The sequence below is a fragment of the Rosistilla ulvae genome, assembly GCF_007741475.1.
GTDB classification, from domain to species: domain Bacteria; phylum Planctomycetota; class Planctomycetia; order Pirellulales; family Pirellulaceae; genus Rosistilla; species Rosistilla ulvae.
Genome location: NZ_CP036261.1, coordinates 485,935 through 509,691 on the forward strand (window position 1 = coordinate 485,935; position 23,757 = coordinate 509,691).

18 protein-coding genes are annotated in these 23,757 nt (G+C 59.3%); 11 read left to right on the forward strand and 7 right to left on the reverse strand.

Going from position 1 to position 23,757, the window contains the following annotated elements; translation table 11 throughout:
• The first annotated feature begins 71 nt into the window (after positions 1-71).
• The gene (locus EC9_RS01860; protein WP_145341875.1) at positions 72-1,379 is read left to right on the forward strand and encodes a DUF1501 domain-containing protein; all 1,308 of its coding nucleotides are present in this window, start codon (positions 72-74) and stop codon (positions 1,377-1,379) included.
• A 195-nt stretch (positions 1,380-1,574) separates the two neighbouring features.
• Here the strand turns inward: EC9_RS01860 and priA are convergent, their stop codons facing one another.
• The 3 genes from priA to EC9_RS01875 form a co-directional block, all read right to left on the reverse strand.
• Positions 1,575-3,911 carry a replication restart helicase PriA gene (priA, locus tag EC9_RS01865; protein WP_145341877.1) on the reverse strand — a complete coding sequence of 779 codons (2,337 nt, stop codon included), beginning with the start codon at positions 3,909-3,911 and terminating at the stop codon, positions 1,575-1,577.
• A gap of 338 nt (positions 3,912-4,249) precedes the next feature.
• The gene (locus EC9_RS01870; RefSeq protein WP_145341879.1) at positions 4,250-6,454 is read right to left on the reverse strand and encodes an ABC transporter permease; all 2,205 of its coding nucleotides are present in this window, start codon (positions 6,452-6,454) and stop codon (positions 4,250-4,252) included.
• Positions 6,447-7,601 (reverse strand): HlyD family secretion protein, encoded by a 1,155-nt coding sequence (locus EC9_RS01875; RefSeq protein ID WP_145341881.1) that lies wholly within the window; start codon positions 7,599-7,601, stop codon positions 6,447-6,449. Before EC9_RS01875 ends, EC9_RS01870 begins: the two co-directional genes overlap by 8 nt.
• Before the next feature lie 260 nt (positions 7,602-7,861).
• Here EC9_RS01875 and nadD point away from each other — a divergent pair, with 260 nt between their 5' ends.
• Positions 7,862-8,464: a nicotinate-nucleotide adenylyltransferase gene (gene nadD / locus EC9_RS01880; RefSeq protein ID WP_145341883.1), complete on the forward strand. Its 603-nt coding sequence runs from the start codon at positions 7,862-7,864 to the stop codon at positions 8,462-8,464.
• Between the two features lie 103 nt (positions 8,465-8,567).
• Here nadD and EC9_RS01885 read toward each other — a convergent pair whose 3' ends face one another.
• On the reverse strand, positions 8,568-9,455 hold the full coding sequence (locus tag EC9_RS01885; protein ID WP_145341885.1) for a hypothetical protein: 888 nt from the start codon (positions 9,453-9,455) through the stop codon (positions 8,568-8,570).
• A 510-nt stretch (positions 9,456-9,965) separates the two neighbouring features.
• Between EC9_RS01885 and rpsD the strand changes: the two genes are divergently transcribed.
• Positions 9,966-10,574: a 30S ribosomal protein S4 gene (gene rpsD / locus EC9_RS01890; protein ID WP_145341887.1), complete on the forward strand. Its 609-nt coding sequence runs from the start codon at positions 9,966-9,968 to the stop codon at positions 10,572-10,574.
• Between the two features lie 53 nt (positions 10,575-10,627).
• Complete coding sequence (lpdA, locus tag EC9_RS01895; protein WP_145341889.1) at positions 10,628-12,055, forward strand: dihydrolipoyl dehydrogenase; 1,428 nt, start codon at positions 10,628-10,630, stop codon at positions 12,053-12,055.
• A gap of 135 nt (positions 12,056-12,190) precedes the next feature.
• Here the strand turns inward: lpdA and EC9_RS01900 are convergent, their stop codons facing one another.
• The gene (locus EC9_RS01900) at positions 12,191-13,120 is read right to left on the reverse strand and encodes a nucleoside hydrolase (protein ID WP_315852308.1); all 930 of its coding nucleotides are present in this window, start codon (positions 13,118-13,120) and stop codon (positions 12,191-12,193) included.
• Positions 13,121-13,348: 228 nt separating this feature from the next.
• On the opposite strand from EC9_RS01900, the gene trpD reads away from it, so the two are divergent.
• The 7 genes from trpD (at position 13,349) to EC9_RS01935 (ending at position 21,960) form a co-directional block, all read left to right on the forward strand.
• Complete coding sequence (trpD, locus tag EC9_RS01905) at positions 13,349-14,374, forward strand: anthranilate phosphoribosyltransferase (RefSeq protein ID WP_145341893.1); 1,026 nt, start codon at positions 13,349-13,351, stop codon at positions 14,372-14,374.
• Between the two features lie 557 nt (positions 14,375-14,931).
• Positions 14,932-15,516, forward strand: coding sequence for a hypothetical protein (locus tag EC9_RS01910; protein WP_145341896.1), 585 nt, complete (start codon positions 14,932-14,934; stop codon positions 15,514-15,516).
• 52 nt (positions 15,517-15,568) lie between these two features.
• The gene (locus tag EC9_RS01915; protein WP_145341898.1) at positions 15,569-17,413 is read left to right on the forward strand and encodes an AI-2E family transporter; all 1,845 of its coding nucleotides are present in this window, start codon (positions 15,569-15,571) and stop codon (positions 17,411-17,413) included.
• 140 nt (positions 17,414-17,553) lie between these two features.
• The gene (locus EC9_RS01920; protein ID WP_145341900.1) at positions 17,554-18,891 is read left to right on the forward strand and encodes an APC family permease; all 1,338 of its coding nucleotides are present in this window, start codon (positions 17,554-17,556) and stop codon (positions 18,889-18,891) included.
• A 107-nt stretch (positions 18,892-18,998) separates the two neighbouring features.
• A complete protein-coding gene (locus tag EC9_RS01925) occupies positions 18,999-19,604 on the forward strand; it encodes a MarC family protein (RefSeq protein WP_145341902.1) in 606 nt (201 codons plus the stop codon).
• A 138-nt stretch (positions 19,605-19,742) separates the two neighbouring features.
• A complete protein-coding gene (locus tag EC9_RS01930) occupies positions 19,743-19,955 on the forward strand; it encodes a hypothetical protein (protein ID WP_145341904.1) in 213 nt (70 codons plus the stop codon).
• Between the two features lie 634 nt (positions 19,956-20,589).
• Positions 20,590-21,960 carry a DUF2254 domain-containing protein gene (locus EC9_RS01935; protein WP_145341906.1) on the forward strand — a complete coding sequence of 457 codons (1,371 nt, stop codon included), beginning with the start codon at positions 20,590-20,592 and terminating at the stop codon, positions 21,958-21,960.
• A gap of 88 nt (positions 21,961-22,048) precedes the next feature.
• Here EC9_RS01935 and EC9_RS01940 read toward each other — a convergent pair whose 3' ends face one another.
• Both EC9_RS01940 and tpx read right to left on the reverse strand, forming a co-directional pair.
• A complete protein-coding gene (locus tag EC9_RS01940; RefSeq protein WP_145123959.1) occupies positions 22,049-22,744 on the reverse strand; it encodes an FKBP-type peptidyl-prolyl cis-trans isomerase in 696 nt (231 codons plus the stop codon).
• Positions 22,745-23,112: 368 nt separating this feature from the next.
• The gene (tpx, locus tag EC9_RS01945) at positions 23,113-23,628 is read right to left on the reverse strand and encodes a thiol peroxidase (RefSeq protein ID WP_145341908.1); all 516 of its coding nucleotides are present in this window, start codon (positions 23,626-23,628) and stop codon (positions 23,113-23,115) included.
• Positions 23,629-23,757 lie beyond the last annotated feature (129 nt).

Here is a 23,757-nt window from a genome sequence, read left to right on the forward strand (position 1 = left end):
CTTCGTGTGACGCAAGCAGAATGAAGACGCAAGTTTAGATCGGTGTGATAAGAAATTTGGAGCGATAGTTGATGGGTATCTCAAAAACGTGTGATGGTGTCAGCCGACGCGATGTGCTGCGAGTGGGAGCGTTGGCCGCTGGTGGGTTCTCGCTGACGAACTACCTGAGTATCGCCGAGGCGGGCGAGGTTCAAGCGGGTGCCAAGGCGACGTCGGCGATTTTCATCAACCTGCCCGGCGGTCCGTCGCACATCGACACCTTCGATCTGAAGCCCGAAGCGGATGACAAGGTTCGCGGTCCGTTCCAACCGATCAAGACGAACGTGCCGGGGATCGAATTTTCCGAGCACCTGCCCAAGCTGGCAGGCTGTGCCGACAAGTTTGCGATTCTGCGTGGTGTCAGTCACACGCTGGCCGCTCATGCGTTGGGGCAGGAATATGTGAACACCGGTTCGCGTCCGCTGCCATCGTTGGAGTATCCCGGTTTCGGATCGGTCGTCTCGATGGAACGCCCCGGCGATCGCGAGATCCCTGGATTTGTGGCGGTCCCCAATATTAATCAACGTCCTGGTTTCTTGGGAGTTCAATACGCTCCGCTGAATACCAACGCAACACCTCGAGCCGGTCAGCCGTTTGCGGTCCGAGGTATCAAGCTAGCCAACGGGATGACGGTCGATCAGATGCGTCGTCGCCAGGATTTGTTGAGCAGCTTGGATCGGCGTATGGCGTCGATCGAAAAGTCGAGCTCATTGCTGCAGGGACTCGATCGCTTCAGCGAGCAAGCCTATTCGATGATCACGTCGACACGCACGCGGCAAGCTTTTGACATCAGCAAGGAATCGGAAAACATCACCAAGATGTTCGACGATCAAACCTTCAGCCAAAGCTGTCTGTTGGCAACGCGGTTGGTGGAGTCGGGAGTGCGGTTTGTTGGCCTGACGCTCGGCGGCTGGGATACGCATGTCGACAACTGGACCAAGTTGAAGTCGGGGCTGTTGCCGCAATTTGATGCCGGGCTCAGCGGACTTCTGAATTCGTTGGCAGCCAAGGGGCTGTTGGAATCGACAGCGGTCTTTGTCACCGGCGAGTTCGGACGGACTCCGAAGATCAACACCCGATCGGCCGAAGGAGGCCGCGATCACTACCCACGCTGCATGTTCATGCTGATGGCGGGTGGCGGCGTCCGCGGCGGCCAGGTGATCGGCGAGAGCGACGACACCGCATCGGCTCCACGACACGAAGCGATCACCCCCGACGACGTCGCAGCCAGCTTCTATCACAACCTGGGGATCGATCCGACGAAGGAATACCACACCGAAACGGGCCGCCCGATAACGCTGGTCCGCGATGGCAACGTGATCCCGCAGTTGTTTTCGTAACGGGTTGTGAGCTGAATTTGTCGAGCAATCTTATTAAATGAGCGAGTCGGGAGTTTGAGATCCCGATGACCGCGCTGCGTCATTTTTTGTTTCCGCCGTAAACCATCAGCACAGCGGCTGCGATGATAACGAAAGTAACCAGTCCGATGGCGAGAAGACCAAGCATTGTCATGTCATTCCTGTGAGTGGGGTTTTCTAAAGCATATCCAGCGGATCGATGTCGACAACGTATTGGATGTCTTCGCCCGATCGATGTTCGCTGGTCGCGGCGCGGATCACATTTCCCAGAGATCCCGCATCGGGACACTGCAGTAGGATATGGAATCGGTATTTGCCACGCAGCTTGGCGATCGGCGGCGGGGCGGGGCCGAGGATTCTAATTTCGGCTTGTTGCGCATCGCGAGCCCGTTCCAGGCTGCTGACCAAGTTGTCGGCAAAAGCTTCGGTTAGCGTTTCCTCGCTGCCGCGGATGATGATCCGGGCGATCCGGCCAAAGGGCGGGTAAGCGAACTTCTGTCGCTGCTGCAGCTCTTCTTCGGCGAACTGGAAATAATCGTGTTGCGAGGCGGCTTGGATCGCCGGATGCTCGGGCGTATAGGTTTGCACGACGACTTCGCCGCCAGCATCTCCGCGGCCCGCGCGGCCAGCAACCTGGGTGACTAATTGAAACGTCCGCTCGGCGGCGCGGAAGTCGGGGAAATGCAACGCCGAATCGGCATTGATCACGCCGACGAGGGTGACGTTGGGAAAGTCGAGTCCTTTGGCGATCATCTGCGTTCCCAGCAGGATGTCGATCTCTTTCTGGCGGAATGCCGACAGCACGCGTTCATGGCTCCCCGGACGCCGCATCGTATCGCTGTCCATCCGAGCGATGACCGCGTCGGGGAATTTGGCTTTGACTTCCATCTCAAGCTTCTGCGTTCCGAGCCCCGAGTAACGGATGCCATCGAAACGGCATTCGGGACACCAGGGAGGCGTTCCGATTTGGTAATCGCAGTAGTGGCAAACCGCTTTGCTGCCGTCGCGGTGATGCGTCAGCGGCATCTCGCAATCGGGACAGGCGACGACGTGACCACACGAAGGGCACTGGATCGTGGTGGCGAAGCCACGGCGGTTCAGCAGCAGGATCGCCTGTTCTCCTTTGGCCAGCGCCGCGCGAGTCGCTTGCATCAGCGGGCGGCTGATCGACCCGCCGGTGCGATCTTCCTTCAGTCGCAGGTCGACAAGTTGCACGTGAGGCATCGGGCGATCGCCGACGCGTCGATGCAGCGGGATGCGTTTGTAAATCCCCTTCTTCGCGGCGTTCCACGACTCGAGCGCCGGAGTGGCCGATCCGAGAATCAACGGAATCCCCTCCAGATGCGCTCGGTAGCGGGCGACATCGCGAGCGTGATACCGCGGGATCGTGTCTTGCTTAAACGACGCGTCGTGCTCTTCGTCGATCACGATCAGTCCCAGGTGAGGCGTCGGCGCGAAGATGGCACTGCGGGCTCCAACGATCACTTGGACCTGTCCTTCGGCGATCCGTTGCCAGTGATGGTTCCGTTCGACGGGACTCATGTGACTGTGCAGCACGGCGACGCTTTCGAATCGATCCTGGAACCGTTGGCGAGTCTGCGGCGTCAGGCTGATCTCCGGGACCAGCACGATCGCTTGGCGGCCGAAGCGTTGCAGGTGTTCGATCGCTTGGATGTAGACCTCCGTTTTGCCGCTCCCCGTGACGCCGTGCAGCAACAGCGTCGAATGTTTTCCCGAATCGAGTGCGGCGCAGATTTCGGCAAGTGCCGCGGACTGTTCTTTGGTCAATCTGTGAGCGTCGGTCATGACGTTGTTGCGCGACGGCAGGATGCCAGGCGTCATCACGCGGCGGACTTCGCCGACGATCAATTCTTTTTGCAACAGCTGGCGAATCGGTCCCTCGGTGCAGCCGGCTTGGTCGGCTAGATCGCGGAGCGTCATCGGTTCGGCAGCGGCGATCAGATACTGCAACGCATACTGTTGTTTGGCGGGCAGTTTCGCCACGACCTCGTCGTCCAACGCTTGTTGCGTCGGAGTGAAGAAGGTCGTCGCTCGCGTCCCCGCTCCCATCCGAACGCCTGCGGGAATCAAGGCGTCGAAAACCTGGCCGGGTTGCGCCTGGTAGTAGTGCGCCATCCAGAGCACCAACTGGATCAGGTTGGCGTTGCAGAGCGGTTTTTCGTCGAAGCAGGAATCGATCGGTTTGAGCGTCATTCCGCCCGACGTCGACGCGGTGACCTTGGTGCACCAACCGGTGATCGGTTTGCGTCGCTTGCCCAGCGGCACCTGCAGACGCATTCCGGGGCGAACGCTGTCGACAAGTTCGCTGGGTACGCTGTAATCGAACGGGCCAAAAGGCATCTCCGAAAAGACGACCGTTGCAACGGTGATCTGTTCATGGACATCGGTTTCCCACGCGGGCCCATCGAGGCTGAACAGCGAGCCTTGAGGGTCGTTGGCGGCGGGATCGGAATCGGATGACATGAATTCGTTCGGCAAGGAGAGTTCGGTCATTTCAGGATAGTCTGCCGGAGACGGTTTGAAGAGATGGTGTAGCCACGCCCACCGCCACTACCATCGATGCAACGCTCGACAACAACGGTCAATCTTGTTTAACCGCGGTGGCATCGCCCCGCGCGTTTCGAGTTGGCGTGGACGCGCGGCCCGCTGGGCACGCGGTTAAACGAATGGTGGCGATGCAAACTGCTGGGCATATGGCTATGCGGTTGCCTGGTTTAACCGCGGCGGCATCGCCCCGCGCGTTTCGAGTTGGCGTGAACGCGCGGCCCGTTGGGCACGCGGTTAAACGATTCGTGCGGTGATCGCGGCTGCATTGAAGCGAGGCCGATTCGCTAGCCGAGCGTTTTGCGGAATCGGGCTAGGCTGAGCCCCAGCACGATCACGTTGCAGAGAAACAGCCCGGCGACGGGGGCTAGCAAATCCAGCAGGTCGGCGCCTCGCAGGACGACGCCACGCAGGATCTCGATGTAATACGTGACGGGGATTCCGAAGGAGGCGAGGTAGATCGGCCAAGGCATCTCGCTGCGAGGGAACATGAATCCCGACAGCAGCACCGAGGGCAACATGATCATGAAGGCAAACTGCAGCGCTTCGAGCTGCGTTTTGGAGATCGTCGAGACTAGCAGGCCAAGGCCCAGCGAGCAGGTCATGAACAACAGCGTGAGGCAGAGCAGCAGGGTGAGGCTACCGTGGATCGAGACGCCAAAAACGAAGACCATCGCCGACAGAACGATCAGCGTGGCGATGAAGCCAAGGACGGCGTAGGGGACCAGTTTCCCGAGCAGCAGCCCACTGCGGCTGACCGGTGTAACAAACAGTTGTTCAAGCGTTCCCAGTTCGCGTTCGCGGACGATGGCGAATGAGGTCAGGAAAACAGTCACCAGTTGCAGGATGATGCCAACCAATCCAGGGACAAAGAAATGAGAGCTCTCTAGGTCGGGGTTGTACAGCAGCCGCGGGCGGATCTCGATCGGGACGGCGCCGCGCCCCAATTCATCTCGCGCCGGTGCGAGTTGCAGATTCTCTCCCTTGATGCGAGCGATCGCGATCGACAGATTCAATCCCAGCAGTTGCGCGGTGTTCAACGCCGTCGTGGCGACTTGCGAATCGCTGCCATCGATCAGCAGTTGCACCGAAACCTGCTCGCCGCGGACGATCCGGTCGCTGTAGTTGGGCGGTATCCGCAAACCGACGCTGGCACGCCCCGAGGTCATCGCGCGGCGGAACGATTCGTCGTCCAACACTCGCTCGACCGTCGTGAATCGCCGCGTGTTGTGAAACGCGTCGACAAGCTCGCGCCCCTGACGTCGGCCGTCTTGGTCGTAGACGACCATCGCGATGTTTTCGATCTGCGTATCGAGAGCGAATCCGAAAATGATCGTCTGCATTAACGGAACGAGCAGCAGGAAGACGAGCGTCGATGGCTGGCGGCGGACGTGAGCGAACTCCTTGGTCAGTACCGCAACAAAGCCGCTGGACCTTCGCCGCGGCGGAGATCCGCTGAGCGTCGCTGGACTTGGTTTCTGCAGCGGCTCCAATTCGCCAACCGCTTCGTTGGCGGCAGCTTCCGTTGGTGCGGGAGCTTGAAAGCTGTCGGGATCGCGTTCGGCAGCTTGCGTTAGCGTGACAAAGACATCTTCCAGGGAAGGATCGACCGACCGCAGTTGGACTCGATCGGGTTCGATCTTCATCTGGGAAAGCAGTTCTTGGTCGGACAGTTCCGGTGCCAGCAGCAGATGGATCGTGTCGCCGAACAGCGTCGCATCGAGGACGCCGTCGATCGCTCGCAAGCCAGTTAACCGTGCCGTCGGCGAATCGACTCGCATTTCGCAGCGCCGCGTTCCGGCGGGCGTCACGTCGGGCAAGCGTTTCAAATCCGACGGCTTGCCGCGCACCAACAGCCGCGACAGATAGATGTATCCGACGTCGGTGCAGCGTTCGGCTTCGTCCATGTAGTGCGTTGTCACGAACAGCGTCACACCGCGGCCCGAGAGTTCGAACAGCAGATCCCACAAGTGCCGCCGCGCGACCGGATCGATTCCCGCTGTCGGTTCGTCCAGAAACAGCAGGTCGGGTTCGTGGATCAGGGCGCAGGCGAGAGCCAGTCGCTGTTTCCAACCTCCCGAAAGGGTGCGAGCGAACTGGCCGACACGGTCGTCCAGCCCGGTTAGCTCAATCACTTCGTCGGCTCGCCGCTCCAATTGGCTCGGCGATAGCCCGTAGATTCGTCCGTAGAAATCGATGTTCTCTCGAGCTGTCAGGTCGCCGTACAGGCTGAAGCTTTGCGACATGTAACCGACGCGATGCTTGATCTCTTCCGACTCGGTGCGGACATCGTGTCCTAGGACCGTCGCATCGCCGCCGCTGGGAGGCAGGATGCCCAGCAGCATCCGGATGATCGTCGACTTACCGCTGCCGTTAGGGCCCAGCAGCCCAAAGATCTCCCCTTTGCGGACGTCGAAGCTGACGTCTTGCACCGCGACCAGATCGCCAAAGCTGCGCGAGAGATTACGCACCGAAAGAACGTTCTCATTCATCGGCGTTCTTCGCTGACGGTTGCTTGATTTCGCCAAGCCAGAGGTCCGCGGACATCCCCGGACGCAGCCGATCCAACCCTTCGACGAGCGTCGCCTTGATCCGGAAGACCTGTTTCGATCGCTCTTCGGGCGTCTGGATGTTGCTGGGGGTGAACTCGGCTCGCCGCGCGATGAAGCTGATCTCGCACGCGAACCGTTCGTCGGGAAAACTGTCGACGCTCATCGGCAACCGCTGGCCAACCTGAAGGTCCAGGTGGTTTTCGGGGACGTAGGCACGGACCCACAAGTTGGTGTTGTCCATCAACGACATCACCGGTCCGCTGGCACTAACCAGGTCGCCGGGTTGCAGCTCCAACGCCTCGACCACGCCGGCGACCGGGCTGCGGATCACCAGTTCGTCTAGCCGCTGGCCGATGGCGTCGAGCGTGGCTTGAGCTGCATCGCGGGCGGCAGCAGCTTGCCGGACCAATTCGTTGCGATAGCCGTTTTTCATCAGCTCCCATGCAGCCTCCGCTTCGGCCAGCTTCGCCCTGGCTTCGTCCAGTTCCTCCTGCCGCGTCCCCGCTTCCAGCAATTGCAGTTCGTTGTTGCGGACGGTCAGGTTGGCTCGAGCCGACTTCATCTTCTCGTCCGCCTCTTCGTACTCTTGCTGCGAGACGGCGTTGCTGTCGCGGAGATTGCTGGCTCGATCGAGCGTGCGTTGGGCGAGCGTCAGTTCGACTTCCGCCGCTTGTTGGCGGCCCTTGGCGGCGGCGATCTCTTCCGGTCGCGGGCCGTTGGTCAGCTTTTCCAGTTGAGCTGCGATCTGGTCGACGCGCGCCTTGGCTTGGCGGATCTCTTCGGGCTGGTATCCGGCGGCCAAGCGATCGAGATCAGCTTGCCGCGCCGCGAGTTGGGCGGCCGCTTCGCGTTGCGATTCGATCAGATCAAACGGTTCCAGCCGCACCAGTTCCTGTCCCTTGGCGACGGTGGCTCCCTCTTCGACCAGCACCGCCGCGACGCGTCCGCCGACGCGCGACCCGATCCGGATCTCATCGGCTTCGATAAAACCAGAGACCTTCAGCGGCCCGGTCGCGCGTTGGCTGTACGCCAGAACGCCGATTAATACAGCGGTCAGGAGCGCCAACGGTGCAATGCGTTTTATCATCGGTGGAGGTTGTGTACTGTGATTGGACTGGCGGTAGCGACGCAGATCTCACTTAGTTTAACCGCGCGGGCATCGCCCCGCGCGTTTTGAGTTGGCGTGGACGCGCGGCCCGCTGGGCACGCGGTTAAACGAATGGTGTGGGAGTGGGGACGTGGGTAAAGCGATTGGCGTGGGCCCCGCGACATTTGGTGGCGAGTCGCTTATAGTTCGATCCGGCGGTGGCGGAGTTTCGGTGGCGAGCGTTAGGAGTGTTTGAGGTGATGCGGATTGGGATTCTGGGCGGGTCGTTTGATCCGGTGCACTATGGGCATCTGATGTTGGCAGAGCGAGCTCGCGAACAGCTCGAACTGGACAAGGTCTTGTTTGTCCCTGCGGCGATGTCGCCTCTGAAGCCAACCGGTCCGGTGGCGTCGAGCGAGTCGCGGGTTGCGATGTTGCAATTGGCGATCGGAGGGAACGAAGCGTTTGAAGTCAGCCGCGTCGAGATCGATCGCGGAGGCGTCAGCTACACCTTGGATACGGTGACAGCGATTCGCGAACAGTTCCCACAGGCGGAGCTGTTTCTGATGATGGGAGCCGACCTCGTCGGTCAGCTCGGCGACTGGAATCAACCTGAAAAGATCTTCGCGATCGCCAAGCCAGCGATCATGAATCGCGGCGGCTACGATGCGGCGACGGCTGCGGAGATCGAACCGTTTCTGACCGACAGTGATTCGGGGCAGGTTGCCTTTCTGCAGATGCCGCAGATCGAACTATCGAGCAGTGAGCTGCGCGATCGGATCGGTGCGGGTGAAAGCATTCGCTATCACACGCCGCGAGCTGTCGAAGAATCGATCCGCGCCGAAGGCTTGTACGCTTCGTAGAGTGCGTGTGCTGCGAAGCTCGCTAGCCGAACACGAAAAAGCCGCAGCCTCCAATGGAATGGAAGCTGCGGCTTTTAAATTCGTTCGCGAACGTGGCCGTTGACTAGCGGTAGATCGATCCGCTGTTGTTTGGCGACGTTGCAGTCGGCATCGAATACGACGAGCTAGGCGATTGGGTGGCCGGTGTCGTGTAGGTCGACGGGGCCACCGAGCTGTTCATGCCAGGGTAGGCGGCTGCCGAACTGGTGCTGCCGGGACGGTAGCCACCTGGGCTGGCGGCCACTTGGGTCGCTGGCGTCGGATTTGCGTAAGTCGCTTGCGTTGCCGGTGGAGCCGCGTAGCCAGCAGGACTGGTTGGGGCTGCGTAACCCGCAGGGCTCGGGGCGGAAGCGTAGGGCGACGTCGTGCTGGCTGGTGTTGCGTACGGCGATGCTGGAGTCGCGGCACCGTAGGCAGGGTTGTTAGCCGCACTTGCTGTGTAGGTCGGTGGTGTGCTTGGAGTGGCCGCGTAAGGAGCGGATGCACCGTACGGCGAGGCTGGAGCTGCACCAGGTGCTGCGCCGCCGTAAGGGCTGGTTGGCGTTACGCCACCGTAAGGCGAAGCGGCTGCGGTGCTGTTGTAACCGTTAGCTTGAGCCGCTGCGGTCGGCGTACCGTAGGGCGAGCTGCCACCGGGCGTTCCGTAAGGGCTTGCGCTACCATAAGGGCTGGCAGGAGCCGTCGTGGTCGATGCGGCAACTTGCGTGTTCGCCGATTGGCCCGACTTGCCGGTCGCAGCCGAAGCGATCGCGGTTGGCGTGTGATTTTCGCTTGGTGGCGCTGGGTAGGTGGCCGATGGGCCACTGCCGGCTAGAGTTTCCGCGGAAGGCTTTTTGCCCCACGAGAACAAGTTCTTGCCTGGCATTGTTGTCTTACAGCCGGTCGATCCGATCGCCATAACTGCAATGCTGGCAACGGCGACGCGGTTCCATGTCACTATACGGCATCGCATAACGATGTTCCCTCAAACTGGCGAATTTTGAGAAGTCGGAGCATGCGGGCGTCGTCTGTCTCAGCCAGACTGGTCGCGATTCGCAAAACCCTTCTTCCTTGAAGTGTTTTTTTGCAGCGATGCTCCACCAACGGCAAGCGTCGGGGCATCGCAACGTTCCTATCAGAAGGGTTTCGGCCAGCGGGTCCCGTCGAATCCAGACTAATCCGCAAAATCGACCAAACTCCTCTAATTGGGTCCGGATACTAGAACCGCAAGTTTGTCTACGTCAATGTCGACTGAGCAATCCTATCGTGCGAATCTTGGCGAATGTTGCCATTCGCTAGTGATTCGCCAGCTTCGCCCTTGCAAAAAGCAAGGTTTCCAGTGACAATCCTGGACTTCAAAAGAAATCAGGCGCGACCCTCCAGGACCAAATTGTGGCCCTGTCGCTGGGATCGTGCCATTGCGTAAATCTACGCGAGGTAACGACTTACACCCCTTTCTTGCACTCCCTTAGGAGCATTGTCGATGGCCCGATATACCGGACCCAAAGCACGTATTAATCGCCGTCTAGGCGCCATGATCTATGAAACCGCCGGTGCTGCCCGCGCGATGGAACGCCGCAATACCCCTCCAGGTATGCACACCCGCGGCCGTCGCCCCAGTAACTACGGTCTGGCGTTGATGGAGAAGCAAAAGATCAAGCACTATTACGGCTTGGGCGAACGACAACTGCGCCGCTACTTTGATGCGGTCAGCAGCAAGCAAGGAAACACGGGTGAATTGTTGTTGCTGATGTGCGAACGCCGTCTGGACAACATCGTCCGCCGCTGCGGGTTCACCAAAACCCGTCCTCAAGCTCGGCAAGGCGTTGCCCACGGCCACTTCTTGGTTAATGGCGTCAAAGTCACCAAGCCAAACTACCTGCTGCGTCCAGGCGACGAGGTCGAAGTTCGCGACCGCGAAGGTCTGAAGAACCTGTACCGCGGCGTGATCGCCAACGCTTCGCCCGACGCCCTCGATTGGGTGGCATTCGACAGCGAAAACCTGAAGGCAACCGTCCAAGGCCTGCCCGGCCCTAGCGACATCAGCCTGCCGGTAGATGCTAACTCCGTGGTCGAATTCCTGTCTCGCTAGGTTTCTGCTGCGACTCTTGCAGGTTCCTCAACTCGCTATCCTGAACAAACATCATGCATTCATCGCTCGTTGTATTGGGCGGGGGTCCAGGCGGCTACGCGGCCGCATTTCTGGCCGCCGACGAAGGTCTCGAAGTCACGATTGTCGAAGCCGATTCGCGGCTCGGCGGAACGTGCTTGCTACGGGGTTGCATCCCCAGCAAGGCTTTGTTGCATGTGGCTCGGGTGATTAGCGAAGTTCAGGAACTCAATGAAGACTGGGGCGTCAGCTATCCTGGCGCCCCGTCGATCGATATCGATAAGGTTCGCGGCCGCAAAGAAACTGTGATCTCGAACCTGACCGGCGGTCTTCAGGCTTTGGCCAAACGCCGCGGCGTCAAAGTCATCCACGCCAAGGGCGTCTTTGAGAACAGCACCACCCTGAAGTTGGAAGGGGACCACGCGTCGATCCCCGAAGGTGGAAAGATCACTTTCGATCATTGCATCCTCGCGACCGGCAGCGTTCCGTTTGTTCCGCCGGCGTTTGATATCGGCAGCGATCGCGTGATGGACAGCACCGGCGCGTTGGAACTGAAAGACGTTCCCGAAACGATGCTGGTTGTCGGCGGTGGATACATCGGCCTGGAGCTTGGCAGCGTCTACGCTCAACTGGGCAGCAAGGTTTCGATCGTCGAATTGATGGACGGCCTACTGCCCGGCGCCGACCGCGACCTGGTCAAGCCGCTGCAAAAGCGGATCGAAAAACTAGTCGACGGCCGGTTGTTCCTGAACACCAAAGTCGGCTCGCTCGCCGAAGAGAAAGACGGCGTTCACGTGACCTTCGAAGGGCCAAGCAAGTTTGGCAACGAAGTCTACGACCGCGTGTTGGTTTCGATCGGCCGCCGCCCCGTCAGCAAGGGTTTTGGACTGGAGAACACCCAAGTTGTCGTCAATGCCAAGGGCTTTGTGGAGTGCGATTCGCAACAGCGAACCGCCGACCCGCACATCCTGGCGATCGGCGACGTCGCTGGCGAACCGATGCTCGCGCACAAAGCCAATCACGAAGGTCGCGTCGCGGCCGAAGTCGTGCTTGGCAAGAACTCCGCCTTCGACAAAGTGGCGATTCCCGCAGTGGTCTTCACCGATCCCGAAATCGCTTGGGCTGGCCTGACCGAAGGCGAAGCCAAAGCTGCCGGCCGCAAGGTCGATGTCGAAGTCTACCCCTGGGCTGCCAGCGGTCGCGCTCAAGCGATCGGCCGGACTGAAGGTTCGACCAAGTGGCTCGTCGACCCTGAAACCCATCGCGTTGTCGGCTGTGGAATCGTGGGTGCCGGAGCTGGCGAATTGATCGCCGAAGCCGTCCTGGCGATCGAGATGGGCTGCGAAGTCCACGACATCACCGACAGCATCCACCCGCACCCAACGCTCAGCGAAACGCTGATGAACGCGGGCGAAGTCCACTTCGGCACGGCGACCGAGATCTACAAGCCGAAGAAGAAATAGCTTCCGCCAGATCGGCGCGAGACTGCTGGAGTCGAGGCTTCAGCCGAAAACGCACGACGGTTGGAGTCGAGGCTTCAGCCGACAACAAACGATCGTTGGTGTAGAGGCTTCAGCCGAAAACGTCACCGATCCGCTTTACGTGCACTGCCCAGCGAACCGCAGGCCGCGGACGATCTGATTAACAGCAGCGGTTGCGTCGATCGAGCGGGCGACTTCGGCGTTGAGCGACCATTCGCGATGCCGCCGGGCGTCGCAAACCGTCTGGCCGCGAGTCAGTTCGCCGCGAGTCTCGATGTCGATCGCCATGTCTTCCCAAGTGAACAGCTCGGGCTCCAGGAAGCCCAGCAGCGCCACGGGGTCGTACAGCGAAATCGTTTCGCGGCCCAGATTCTGAACATAGCTGCGGAAGGCAAACAGCAACAGTTTATGCAGCAACTGGCCAGCTCGCGTCTGCTTCGACGGCAGGTTTTCGATCAGCTCGATCGAGAACTCGACTTGATCGGTGACGTCCAGTGGGACCAGGCTTTTGGTTGTCGCCGATTCGATCACGCTGCGAGCAGCGGTCGGATCGAAGTACATATTCATCTCGGCAACGGGCGAAATATTGCCCGGGCAGGCGACAGCTCCACCGCTGATCACCAACCGGTCGACCAGCGATTCGAGCCCCGGTTCGCGCTGGAACGCGCGGGCGACATTGGTCAACGGGCCCAAGCAGATCAGCGAGACTTGGTTGGGGTGCTGTCGCAGCAATTCGGAGATAATTTTTTCGCTCAGATGCCGATGCTGGCGATCGCTCGGCTCGTAATTGCAGCCGGCCAAGCCATCGGAACCGTGCAGCACGATATCGTTGATAACCGCTGCGCCTTCGCATGGCGAAGCGACCCCGATCCGCGGATATTTCGGCGGGTCCAACTGCTGGATCAGCCCCTGGACATTGGTTGTCGCCTGGTCGGCATCGACGGTTCCAGCCGTTGCCGTAACCGCCAAAACTTCCAGCCGCGGGTCAAACAATGCCATCGTGAGTGCGATCGCGTCGTCGATTCCGGGATCACAGTCGATAATCACTTTTCTAGCCATAGGTGCGATTGTACGGTTGTCGGCGAGGTGGCGAAACGGGGATTTTGTCTCGACCGACCGGGAAACGCACAATCGCCCCTCAGCCAGCGAAGATTGCCGCCGCGGCGGTCCCAACCGATCGCCGCTGTCGTTATATTGACCACCGGCTCGCTCGCTTGATGCGACGCGACAACCTTGCATTGCCTCTCCCTTTGTGCCGACAACGTTGTGGTGAATATGAGTATCCAGATTGACGAAGCGATCCGCACGGTCCAGGCCGGCAACGACTTGGCCGCCGACGATGTGCAGGCGTTGATCGGGACGATGCTGCAGGGCGAGGCGGAAGACCAGGCGATCGGCGAGCTTTTGCTAGCATTGCGAGCCAAAGGAGAAGTCGTCAGCGAACTGGTTGGCGCCGCCCGCGCGATGCGCAAGCACATGACGCCAGTCGCATCGGCCGGGGGCATCCTGTTGGACACCTGCGGCACCGGCGGCGACGGCTCGGGAACGTTTAACATCAGCACCGCCGCGGCGATCGTCACCGCAGCAGCTGGCATCCCCGTAGCCAAACACGGCAACCGCGCGATCACCAGCAAGAGCGGATCGGCCGATGTGCTGTCCGCCTTGGGAGTCAACATCGACACCGATCGCGATGTTGTCGAGCGATGCTTGGCGGAGGTTGGGATCTGTTTTTGCTTCGCGCCGCGACTGCATCCCGCCATGCGTCATGTCGGTGCGATTCGCCGCCAACTGGGCGTGCCGACGCTGTTCAATTTGCTGGGCCCTCTTTGCAATCCTGCCGCCGCGTCGCACCAGGTGCTTGGCACTGGCAAGTCCTCCACGCAGCGACAACTGGCCGAAGCGCTGCATCAATTGGGAACCGAGCATGCCGCCGTCGTTCGCGGCCTCGACGGCTTGGATGAAGTCACATTGGATGGCTCAACCTCCGTGATCGAAGTAACGGCCGCGGGCTGCCGAGAGATCGAGTGGACGCCGGCCAGTTTTGGGCTGAGTCCATCGGGCCCCGAAACGATGCAAGCCGACGGGCCCGACGAGAGCGCGGCGATCATCCGACAAGTGCTCGACGGCCAGCCAGGGCCAGCTCGAGACATCGTCGTCGCCAACGCAGCCGCTTCGATTTGGTTGTGCAACCCCGAAGGCGGCCTGATCGCCGCAGCGGAACAAGCCGCCGATGCGATCGACACTGGACAAGCCCAACGCACACTCGAAGCCTTATCCGCAATGACATCCGCCGACCAGTAGAAGTGTGGTTTCCGTATTCGCTGAAAGCGACAAAACACCGGAGACGCTTCGCCTCCAGCCGCCAGTCCGTCCTGTCCCAGGTAACTCACCACTGTTCGATTCGGCGACACGCCCCTCCCCGAAAAACTTGCTCGGCGCTCGTTCTTCGACCCTCCCTGCTTCGCCGGGCGGGTGAAGCGCCGGTTACAAATTCACCCTCCGCCAAACGGAGTTTGAAGGGGAGGGTCGAACCAGCGAAGCGAAGTTCGGGGAGGGAAGCCTCACGCATCGCCGCCGTTCGATCCGGCGCACAGCCGCTCCCCGAAAAACTTGCTCGGCGATCGTTCTTCGGCCCTCCCTGCTTCGCCGCGCGGGTGAAGTGCTGGTCACGACTTCACCCTCCGCCAAACGGAGTTTGAAGGGGAGGGTCGAACCAGCGAAGCGAAGTTCGGGGAGGTGGCTGTCGGATGTACAGCCATGGTGCCGGGAAGGATACTGACACGCCCGTTTATGCGGCGGCATAAGTGGATAGAATACGGCTCAACAAACATTACAAAACAATCAGCAACGGTGAACTCATGAACACGTCAACTGAAGCGGTATCGTCTGCCGACAAAGTCGACTCGAAAGCGCATTCGAAATCTGGAGGCGCCTGGACAACTCGACTTGGCATCCTGTGCGCGATGCTGGTCCTGGCGATCGCTGGGATCGGATTCACCCAGGCGACCGATACGGGCGCTTGGGAGTACTGGTTGTTTGTGGTCCTGGTTTACGCCGCACTTGGGCTCTGGAAAAGCGTCCGCAGCGCCAAGCAGGCGGGGCAATCGATCCACAAGACGATCATCAGAGAATTGTCTCACTGGGGGATCTTGGTTGGTTTTCTCGCGGCCCTGCTGATGCTGGAGCGTCGCGAGATCATCAATCGCGATTCCGCTTCCTACTTTGCAGTGATGCTGCTGGCGTTGACCTGTTGCTTGGCTGGGGTTCACATCGACTGGCTGCTGTTGGTCGTTGGCATCTCCTTGACGTTGATGGTTCTGGCGATGGCGATGCTGGAGCAATTATCCGCCTGGATCATCATGATCCTGGTGGCTTGCGTGGCAGTCGCAATTTTCTACTTCAAATCGAAACGAGATAGTTCCGCAGCGAAGGCCACGAAGTAGTTCATCGGCCCGCCCTCCCTGACCTAGCTACGCTCCCCAACGCAAGTTTTCCATGCCCAGCGATCCATCCAACCCCACCGCCCAATCACCCGATTCGATCCTGCAACAGAACTGGTGGCACAAGCCGCTGATTTGGGGCGTGTTCGTGGCGTTGATCTACGCGTTGCGAGAGTTCTTCCTGGTTGGGTTCCTGACATTCCTGTTCTGCTTCATCGTCCGCAGCCTGGTGGGAGCAATCGCCCGCCGCATTGCACCTCAGCATCCCGACAGCCACCGGCTGGATCTGATCCTGACACTGTCGATCTTTTCGTGTCTGTGCTTGTCGCTGTATGGACTCGGCCGATTCTTTGTGCCGCCGCTGATTCACGAAGGCAAGAGCCTGGTGACGCAGATGAAACAGACGAATGCCGTCGAACTGCAGAACACATTGCTGTCCAACACGGCGGGAACGTGGAAGTTTAAACGCCAGTTTGGTCCCCCCGAGGATCCACGCTACAAAAAAGGGCTCGCTCAGTTTCTTGCCGCCGGTCGTAGCGGTGCGGGGTTGTACCAGGAATTCCCTCAGCTGCACTCACGACTCAAAGCCGAATTCGAAGCCAACTACGAACAGGCTCAAGTGCTTCAACTGCAGTCGCAAGCGAGCGGTGCAAGCGTGCCGTTTAAGACTTGGTTCATGGAGTTCAAAGCACCCGACATCTTCCATGCAAAACAGGATTATTACGTTTCGCGTTGGCAAGCAAGCCAAGCCTCCGATGACAAGCAGGACGAGGCGAAAAGCCTAACGCAGAAGACCGATTTTGAATCTCTCCGCGACGAACGAATCCGGCAGCGAATCTGGGCCGACGTCAATGCCGATCCCGTGCTGTTGGCTCAACTCAAGAGCGAATGGGCGCAAGCGATTTCGATCCAGAAATGGGCGGAGTTTCGTGAATCCCCCGCATACCAAGCTGAGTTCAAACAGTTCTACGAAACTCAATTTGCCGACGACTCCAACAACGTGCCGATCGACTACGCCTACTTCGAAACCTTGGCAGCCGCCTACCCCAAAGGGAAACAGGCCTTCTTGGAAGCTGTCGACCAGCATCAACAGACAGCGAAGGAATCGGCGGCGCACCAACAATTCGATTTTGAATCGGCAACAAAACGGGAATTTGGTCAGCAATGGTGGGCGACCAGCCCGGCGGCTGACTGGGTGCGTGAACATGCAACCGAGGATGGGCCAAAAATACTCGCCGCCGGCGTGAAGCAATTCGACCAAGCGCTCGGCCACGTGTTAAGGGTCCCGATCCAGATCGGCACCGCACTGCTGCTGGCCGTTTTCATGCTGATCGAATGGGATAGCGTGAAGACGGGCGTGGCGAACATTCGCAACACGCGACTGCGATCGGTCTTCGATGAAATCGCACCGGGAGTGGTCGCGCTGGGCAAACTGATCGGCAAATCCTTCCAGGGGCAAGTCGTGATCGCAGTGATCAACGCCTTCCTGACACTGATCGCCCTGTGGGTAATCGGTGTCGAATACAAGTTTATCCTGGCGATGGTCGTGTTCGTGTTCAGTTTTATCCCGGTGGTTGGAGTAATCCTGTCGGGCGTTCCGCTTTGCGGAATGGCCATCCTGCAGCCCGGCGGATCGCTGCTGATGGCGGTACAGGTGATCGCGGCGGTTGCGTTGATCCACTTGATCGAAGGGATGGTTCTGTCGCCGCGGATCATTGGCAAGATCGGACATCTGCATCCTGTGCTGGTGATTGCGATCCTGTTGATCGCGGAACACTTCTTCGGAATGTGGGGCCTGGTTCTGGGCGTACCGGTCGCCATCTATCTGATCCGCGTGGTGCTGCTCGACCTGCCCATTCCCGGGATCTACGAGCCCGACCGCACTCCGGAACTGGAATAGGTTCAGCGACTCACCGCGACCGGCAGCCGCGAGAGCAGGACTGCAGGTTTGCCATCGCGGGGTGCCCGGTTCCCGAAACCGCTGATAGAATTCTCGAGATTCGATTCTCGATTCAATTTCTGTGAAGGACTTTCTCCTTAGTGTCGTCCACCAGCGAGCCCAAACTCGGTGCCTTCTCCACACTATCCATCGGCATCGGTGGCATGGTGGGCGGCGGGATCTTTGCGGTCACCGGACTCACGATCACTGCAACTCAAGGTGGCGCGCCGGTCGCGTTCTTGATCGCGGGGATCGTGGCGTTGTTGACCAGTTATTCCTATTTGAAACTGACGCTCAGATATCCCGGCGTCGGCGGCACCGTCGACTTCCTGAACCGGGCTTTCGGTACCGGCATCTTCACCGGAGCGGCGAATATCCTGCTGCTGCTCAGCTACGTCGTGCTGGTCGCCGTCTACGCCTACGCCTTCGGCAGCTACGGAGCCTGTTTCTTCCCCGAACCCGACAGGCCCTTCTGGACTCATGCGCTGATCAGTGGCGTGATCGTTGGGTTGGTGGGAGTGAACGCGTTGGGAGGCAGCTTGGTCGTCCGGGCGGAAAACGTTTTTAACATCGTCAAAATCTTGCTCTTAGCCGCCTTCATCGTGGCTGGACTGGCCACCCCAATGGAATGGAGCCGATTGGGGACGGAACATTATGTATCGCCGATGGGTTTAGTCGCCGGAGCGATGTTGATCTTCCTGAACTACGAAGGCTTTGAACTGATCGCCAACGCATCGAAGGATGTTGCCAATCCCAAACGCTCGCTGCCGATCGCCTACGTCGGCGGCGTGCTGATCGTGATTGTGATTTACATGCTGATCGTCGCGGTCGTTGTCGGCCACTTGAGTTTCGCGGAGGTGGCCAAAGACAGCGACACCGCACTCTCGGTCGCCGCACAAGACGTGATGGGAAGAACCGGATACATCGCGATTGCGATTGCCGCGTTGCTGGCGACAAGTTCGGCGATCAACGCCACATTCTACAGCACCGGACGCCTGGCTTATATCATCGCCAAGACGGGTGAACTGCCGTCGGAACTGAAGCGATCGTTTCGCGGCCAACACCTGGAAGGGACGCTGATCACTGCGGTCCTGGCGCTGGTCGTCGCGAATTTTGTCCCTCTGGATGCGATCGCGACGATGGGCAGTGCAGGTTTCCTGTTGCTGTTCCTGGCTGTCAACGTTGCCAACGTCCGTTTAGCCCGTCAGACCAACAGCCGCGCATGGCTATCCGGCCTAGCAGCGCTCAGCACACTGGTCGCCATGATCGTGTTGTGCGTGAAGGTCGACGAAAATCCGGCGACACGAAACCATCTGTGGATTCTGGTCGGCATGATTGTCGTTTCGCTGACAATTGAGATCGTGTACCGCAGCCTGACGGGGCGCGAAGTACGAATGGGAAGGACGCCCGATTCCAATCCGAAAAGCGATGTCGCCTAGCCGCGGCCGGGGAGCGGCCCAGGCCCGCATCGATCAATTTTGCAACGCGTCGCGGGCGAGGGTGCTGATGCGAACAAGCCACACGCCTAACAGGAAAAAGCCAAACAATGAATGATCAAATTCAAGCGATCGTAACCGTCCTCTCGTTGATGAACCCCGCGATCTGCGCGGCGATGTTTACCGCGGCGGAGACGGATCGACCATTCGACGAAAAGGCAACCGACGCCACCAAGGCAGCTCTGGCGATCCTGGTGATCCTCTCGATCGCCGCCCTGATTGGAACACGTCTGCTGCACGTCTTCGGCATTTCCCTGGACGCATTCATGGTGGCCGGCGGCGGCGTGCTGGCGTGGATGGGCTTCTCGATGCTCAACCGCCATGCGGACGCTGAGGCATCGAAGTCGCATCAGTCGCTGACGCCCTTGATCCTGTTTGCCGCGAGTCCAGGAACGATCACCGGAGTCATTACGCTGTCGGCGGTACACACTCAATTGAAGCTGCCGATCACCGCTCTGATCTCGGTCGCCGTCGCAACGGTATGCACTTGGATTGTGATGCTGCTGGCTGCCCGCTTCTCCAGTGCACAAAACGGCGGCGGATTCTTGCGAGACACGATGACGCGGTTCATGGGGCTGATCGTCCTGTCGATGGGCGTGCAGTTTGCGTTGACCGGTTTTCACGCGTTCGCAAAAAGCGGAACCGTCGCCGGTTGATCGAAGAGTGCCGCATGATCCTGGAGTCGTTCGGAACCATTTCGAGTGATACAATTAGCCCGCTCTGCAACTCGGTTGCCGTAGCAATCGCGACAGCAAAACCGTCAACAACTCTTTTCCATAGAAACCGTCCATCCGATGTCAAAACCAAAAGAACACAAGCACAACAGCGACCATCAACATACATCGCACCACAACGCTGCGAAGTCGAAGAAGATTCATCACGATTGGCGGTTCTGGACCGCGATCGTGTTAATGGGACTGGCGATGGCCGCTTATGTCCTCTCGTTTGACGAGTCGCTGCGTCCGGGAGACGTCGACCAAGCCGAAGTCCCCATGGCAGCTGAATAAAGGCCAATGAAGCAGCAAGCTTCCGCCCTGCACCGCGACTCGGGCGACTCCGACAAAAGTCGTGTCACCACGCGAGGGGTGCGGGGAATTGCAGCATGTTGTTTCTGGTGTGCCACTGGCTTCGCCAGTGTTCTCTAAGCGAAGTAATGGAATTGGAATTACTGACAAACTTTCCAATTCCGGTTCGGTTGCAATAGCGACGTCATTGTGTCAGCTGGGTTCATTAGACGGCCCGTTCGTGACGCTCTCCAAAGCATCGGAAGTGATGGCATGGTTTCCGAGCCACACCGAAAACAAGTTAAGCACTACCATCAAGCTGGGCATCTGCATGAGTTAACGTTCTCGTGCATTCGAAGAATGCCCGTGCTGACGAACAATTCTTGGCAACTTTGGCAGAACGGACTGTTTTGCAGCATACAATGTTAGCCATTGGAGGCACGATTGGCTGTTCGGGCTTTGGGGCTTCGGTCGAGGAGCACTGGCGAAGCCAGTGGCACACCAAAGATGAACCGTTAGGACAATGCCCCCGCCGCCGGAAGCCTGTGGACGTTCTCGCGTGACGAAAGCCGGCCGGGGATTGCAGCGTCAGCTTCTTCGGTTTCATCTCCACCTCTTTTGAGAGTCCAGCATCCCAATGAATGCGTCGATCATCACGCTTTGGACACGCGTTCGGGACAGCTACTGGTTCGTCCCCTCACTGCTGGTTGTCGGTTCGATTCTGCTCTCATTTGCCACGACGGCGCTGGACGAATCGCTTGGTTCGGACTGGATCGATGACATCGACTGGCTGTCGACAAATCAACCCGAGGGTGCGCGGGCGGTGCTGTCGACAGTCGCCGGATCGATGATCACGGTTGCCGGCGTGACGTTTTCGATGACGATCCTCTCGATCTCGCACACGACGTCGCAGATCGGCCCGCGGCTGTTGAACAACTTCATGGCGGATAAAGCCAACCAGTTTACGCTGGGCGTTTTCATCTCGACCTTTATCTATTGCTTGATGGTCTTGCGAACCGTTCGCAGCGCCGAGAGCGCGCCGCCGGGCAGCGACGCGGTCGGCGATCTGGCGGGCGCGTTTGTGCCTCAGATCGCTGTGGTCATCGGCGTCCTGATGGCGATCGCCAGCGTTGGCGTGCTGATCTTCTTCATCCATCACATCCCCGAAACGATCCATGTTTCGAATATCATCGCCAACATCGGCAAAGGGATCAATCGACACATCGATGGACAGTTCCCCGCTCGCGTCGGAGAACCGCGGGACGAAGAGATCGACCGCCAACAGAAGCTTGAAATGCCGGACTGCTTCGATTCCACGGCCGTGCAAATCGATGCGACCACTAGCGGATATTTGGAATACATCGATGGCAACGGCTTGATGCAAATCGCTTGCCAACACGACTTGGTGATGAAGATCGACCGCAGCCCCGGCGACTTCGTCACGCCCGCCAGCCTGCTGATGCTTGTTGCACCCCGGGAACGGATCGACGACGACATCCGCAAAGAACTCGCCGCGATGTTTGTCTTTGGCGTTCAACGGACCACCACGCAAGACCTGCGTTTTCAGATCAATCAATTGGTCGAAGTTGCGATGCGGGCGCTTTCGCCTGGAGTCAACGATCCTTTTACGGCGATCAGCTGTATGGATTGGTTGCAGTCGGCGTTGGAAAACCTGTCGGCTCGCGAACTGCCCGATTCGCATCGCTTCGACGAATCGCAGAACCTCCGCTTGGTGGCGACGCCGGTCACGTTTGCCGGCTTCGCGTCGCTGGTCTTCGACCAATTGCGACCCTACGTCGCCGCGGACCGCAACGCTGCGCTGCGGATGATGACGATGCTGGGCGATCTCGCAGGGCAACCGATGCCCTCTCGCGATCGCCGCATGCTGTGCCGCCATGCCTGTGCCTTGCGTCGAGAGTGTCGCCGACTGCTGACCGATCGGCGGGCTCTCCACCGCGTCGGGCAGTCGTACCGCGAGGTGGTGCAGCGGTTGATCGCTTGTCGCTGAAAATTAGGCACAAAAAAACGCGTCGCACCAGTTCGGCGCGACGCGTGAGTGATTGCTAGTGCTGGGCTAGCGGAATGCTGTTGCTAGATCAGTCGAGGATGTCGAGCAATTCGACTTCGAAGATCAACGCTTCGTTTGGACCGATGGTTGGCGGTTCGTTTGGATCGCGCGAGGGGGATCCACGCAGGCCGTAACCGAGGTCTGGCGGAATGTAGAGCATCCACTTGTCGCCAACTTTCATCTTCTGCAGTCCTTCAGTCCAACCGCGGATGACTTGGCCGACGCCAAACTGAGCCGGTTGGCCGCGCTGGACCGAGCTGTCGAAGACTTCGCCGTTGATCAGCTTGCCGGTGTAGTGGACGCTGACGGTGCTTTGTGCCGTCGGCGATGCGCCCGTTCCCTCTTTGATGACTTGGTATTGCAAGCCGCTCGGGAGGGTCACGACGCCTGGTTTCTTGCCGTTTGCGGCCAGGAAGGCGTCGGCTTTTTCTTTGTTGGGGCCGGCGATCGCTTCCATCTTCTTTTCTTGTTCGCGAACGCGGGCTTCAGCTCGCTGTTGCAGCTGGGCGTCGATCGCTTGGAAAGCAGCTTGGATCTGTTCGGTCGTGATCTTTGGATTCGCCTTGCTGATCGCGTCGAAGATGCCCAAAGCGACCGAGGCGGTGTCGAGATCGCCCGCTTCGAAACCTTGGCGGCGCAACTGGCTGCCCATTTCGAGGCCGAGGGCGTAGCTGTTTACGTCTTTTACGCCCGATGCGGGGGCGGGGATCGAATCTTGGGACATAGCGTCTTGGATTGGCAGGGTGGAGAGGCAGGAGCAAAGCAGCCCGCAAAATAGCAAGCGTTTCATGGAGATGTTCCTAAGGGTGGAAATGTCGCCGCGGTGCAAAGTGGGCTGCGGCTGGTGTTTTACAGGATAGCAGGCTGGTCCGGTTGTGGCGAACCACGCCGGTCGACCCCCGCCGGGCAAAAGTTGTTTTTTTGCGTTTGGGCGGCTCCGCTGCGGAGCGATAGATGGCGGTTCGTTGATGAACCGTTGGGGGGCAGGGGGGTGGCTTCAGCTGAAACGCTGTATTGCCCCCGATGGGCCGTCGCAGGTTGGGCTCGATCGCCCTTCCCGCGTCGCTCTTTCAATCGATTGTGAAAATCGCGTTAGCTGGCGTTTTTCAGGGCTTCTAGTGCCGCGTCGTAGTTAGGTTCGCTGGTCACTTCGCTAACGGTTTCGGCGTACAGGACGGTTCCCTTGGAATCGAGTACGACGACCGCGCGGGTCAACAGCTTCAGTTCATCGATCGTCATGCCGTAAGCCGCACCAAATTCACCGGTTTGGTAATCGCTGGCGGTCTGCATCGAGACGTTCTCGGCGCCACAGAAGCGAGCTTGCGCGAACGGAAGGTCGCGGCTGATCGTGACTGCGTTGATCGAATCGCCCAGAGCGCCCAACGATTCGTTGAACTTCTTGGTTTGGATCGCGCAGACGCCGGTGTCCAACGAAGGGACGATGCTCAACAGAGCTGGCTTGCCCTTGAGATCGGCGAGGGTCAGTGTTTGCATCCCGTCTTTGTAGTAGTGCAAGGTGAAATCGGGGGCGGTGCTGCCCACGGTCAGTTCTTCGCCTTGCAACGTCATCGGGTTGCCTTTGAATGTGATCACTCCGCTGCGCGCCATCTTCGTATCTCCGCTATTTGGGTTGGATTAACTTCATCGCATTGCATTCGTGTGGGTGTCGCGAATGCGTTGAGTGAAGTATGGCGAAGATCGATGGCGTGGCAAAGGGCGTGTGTTTCCACCGCCCTG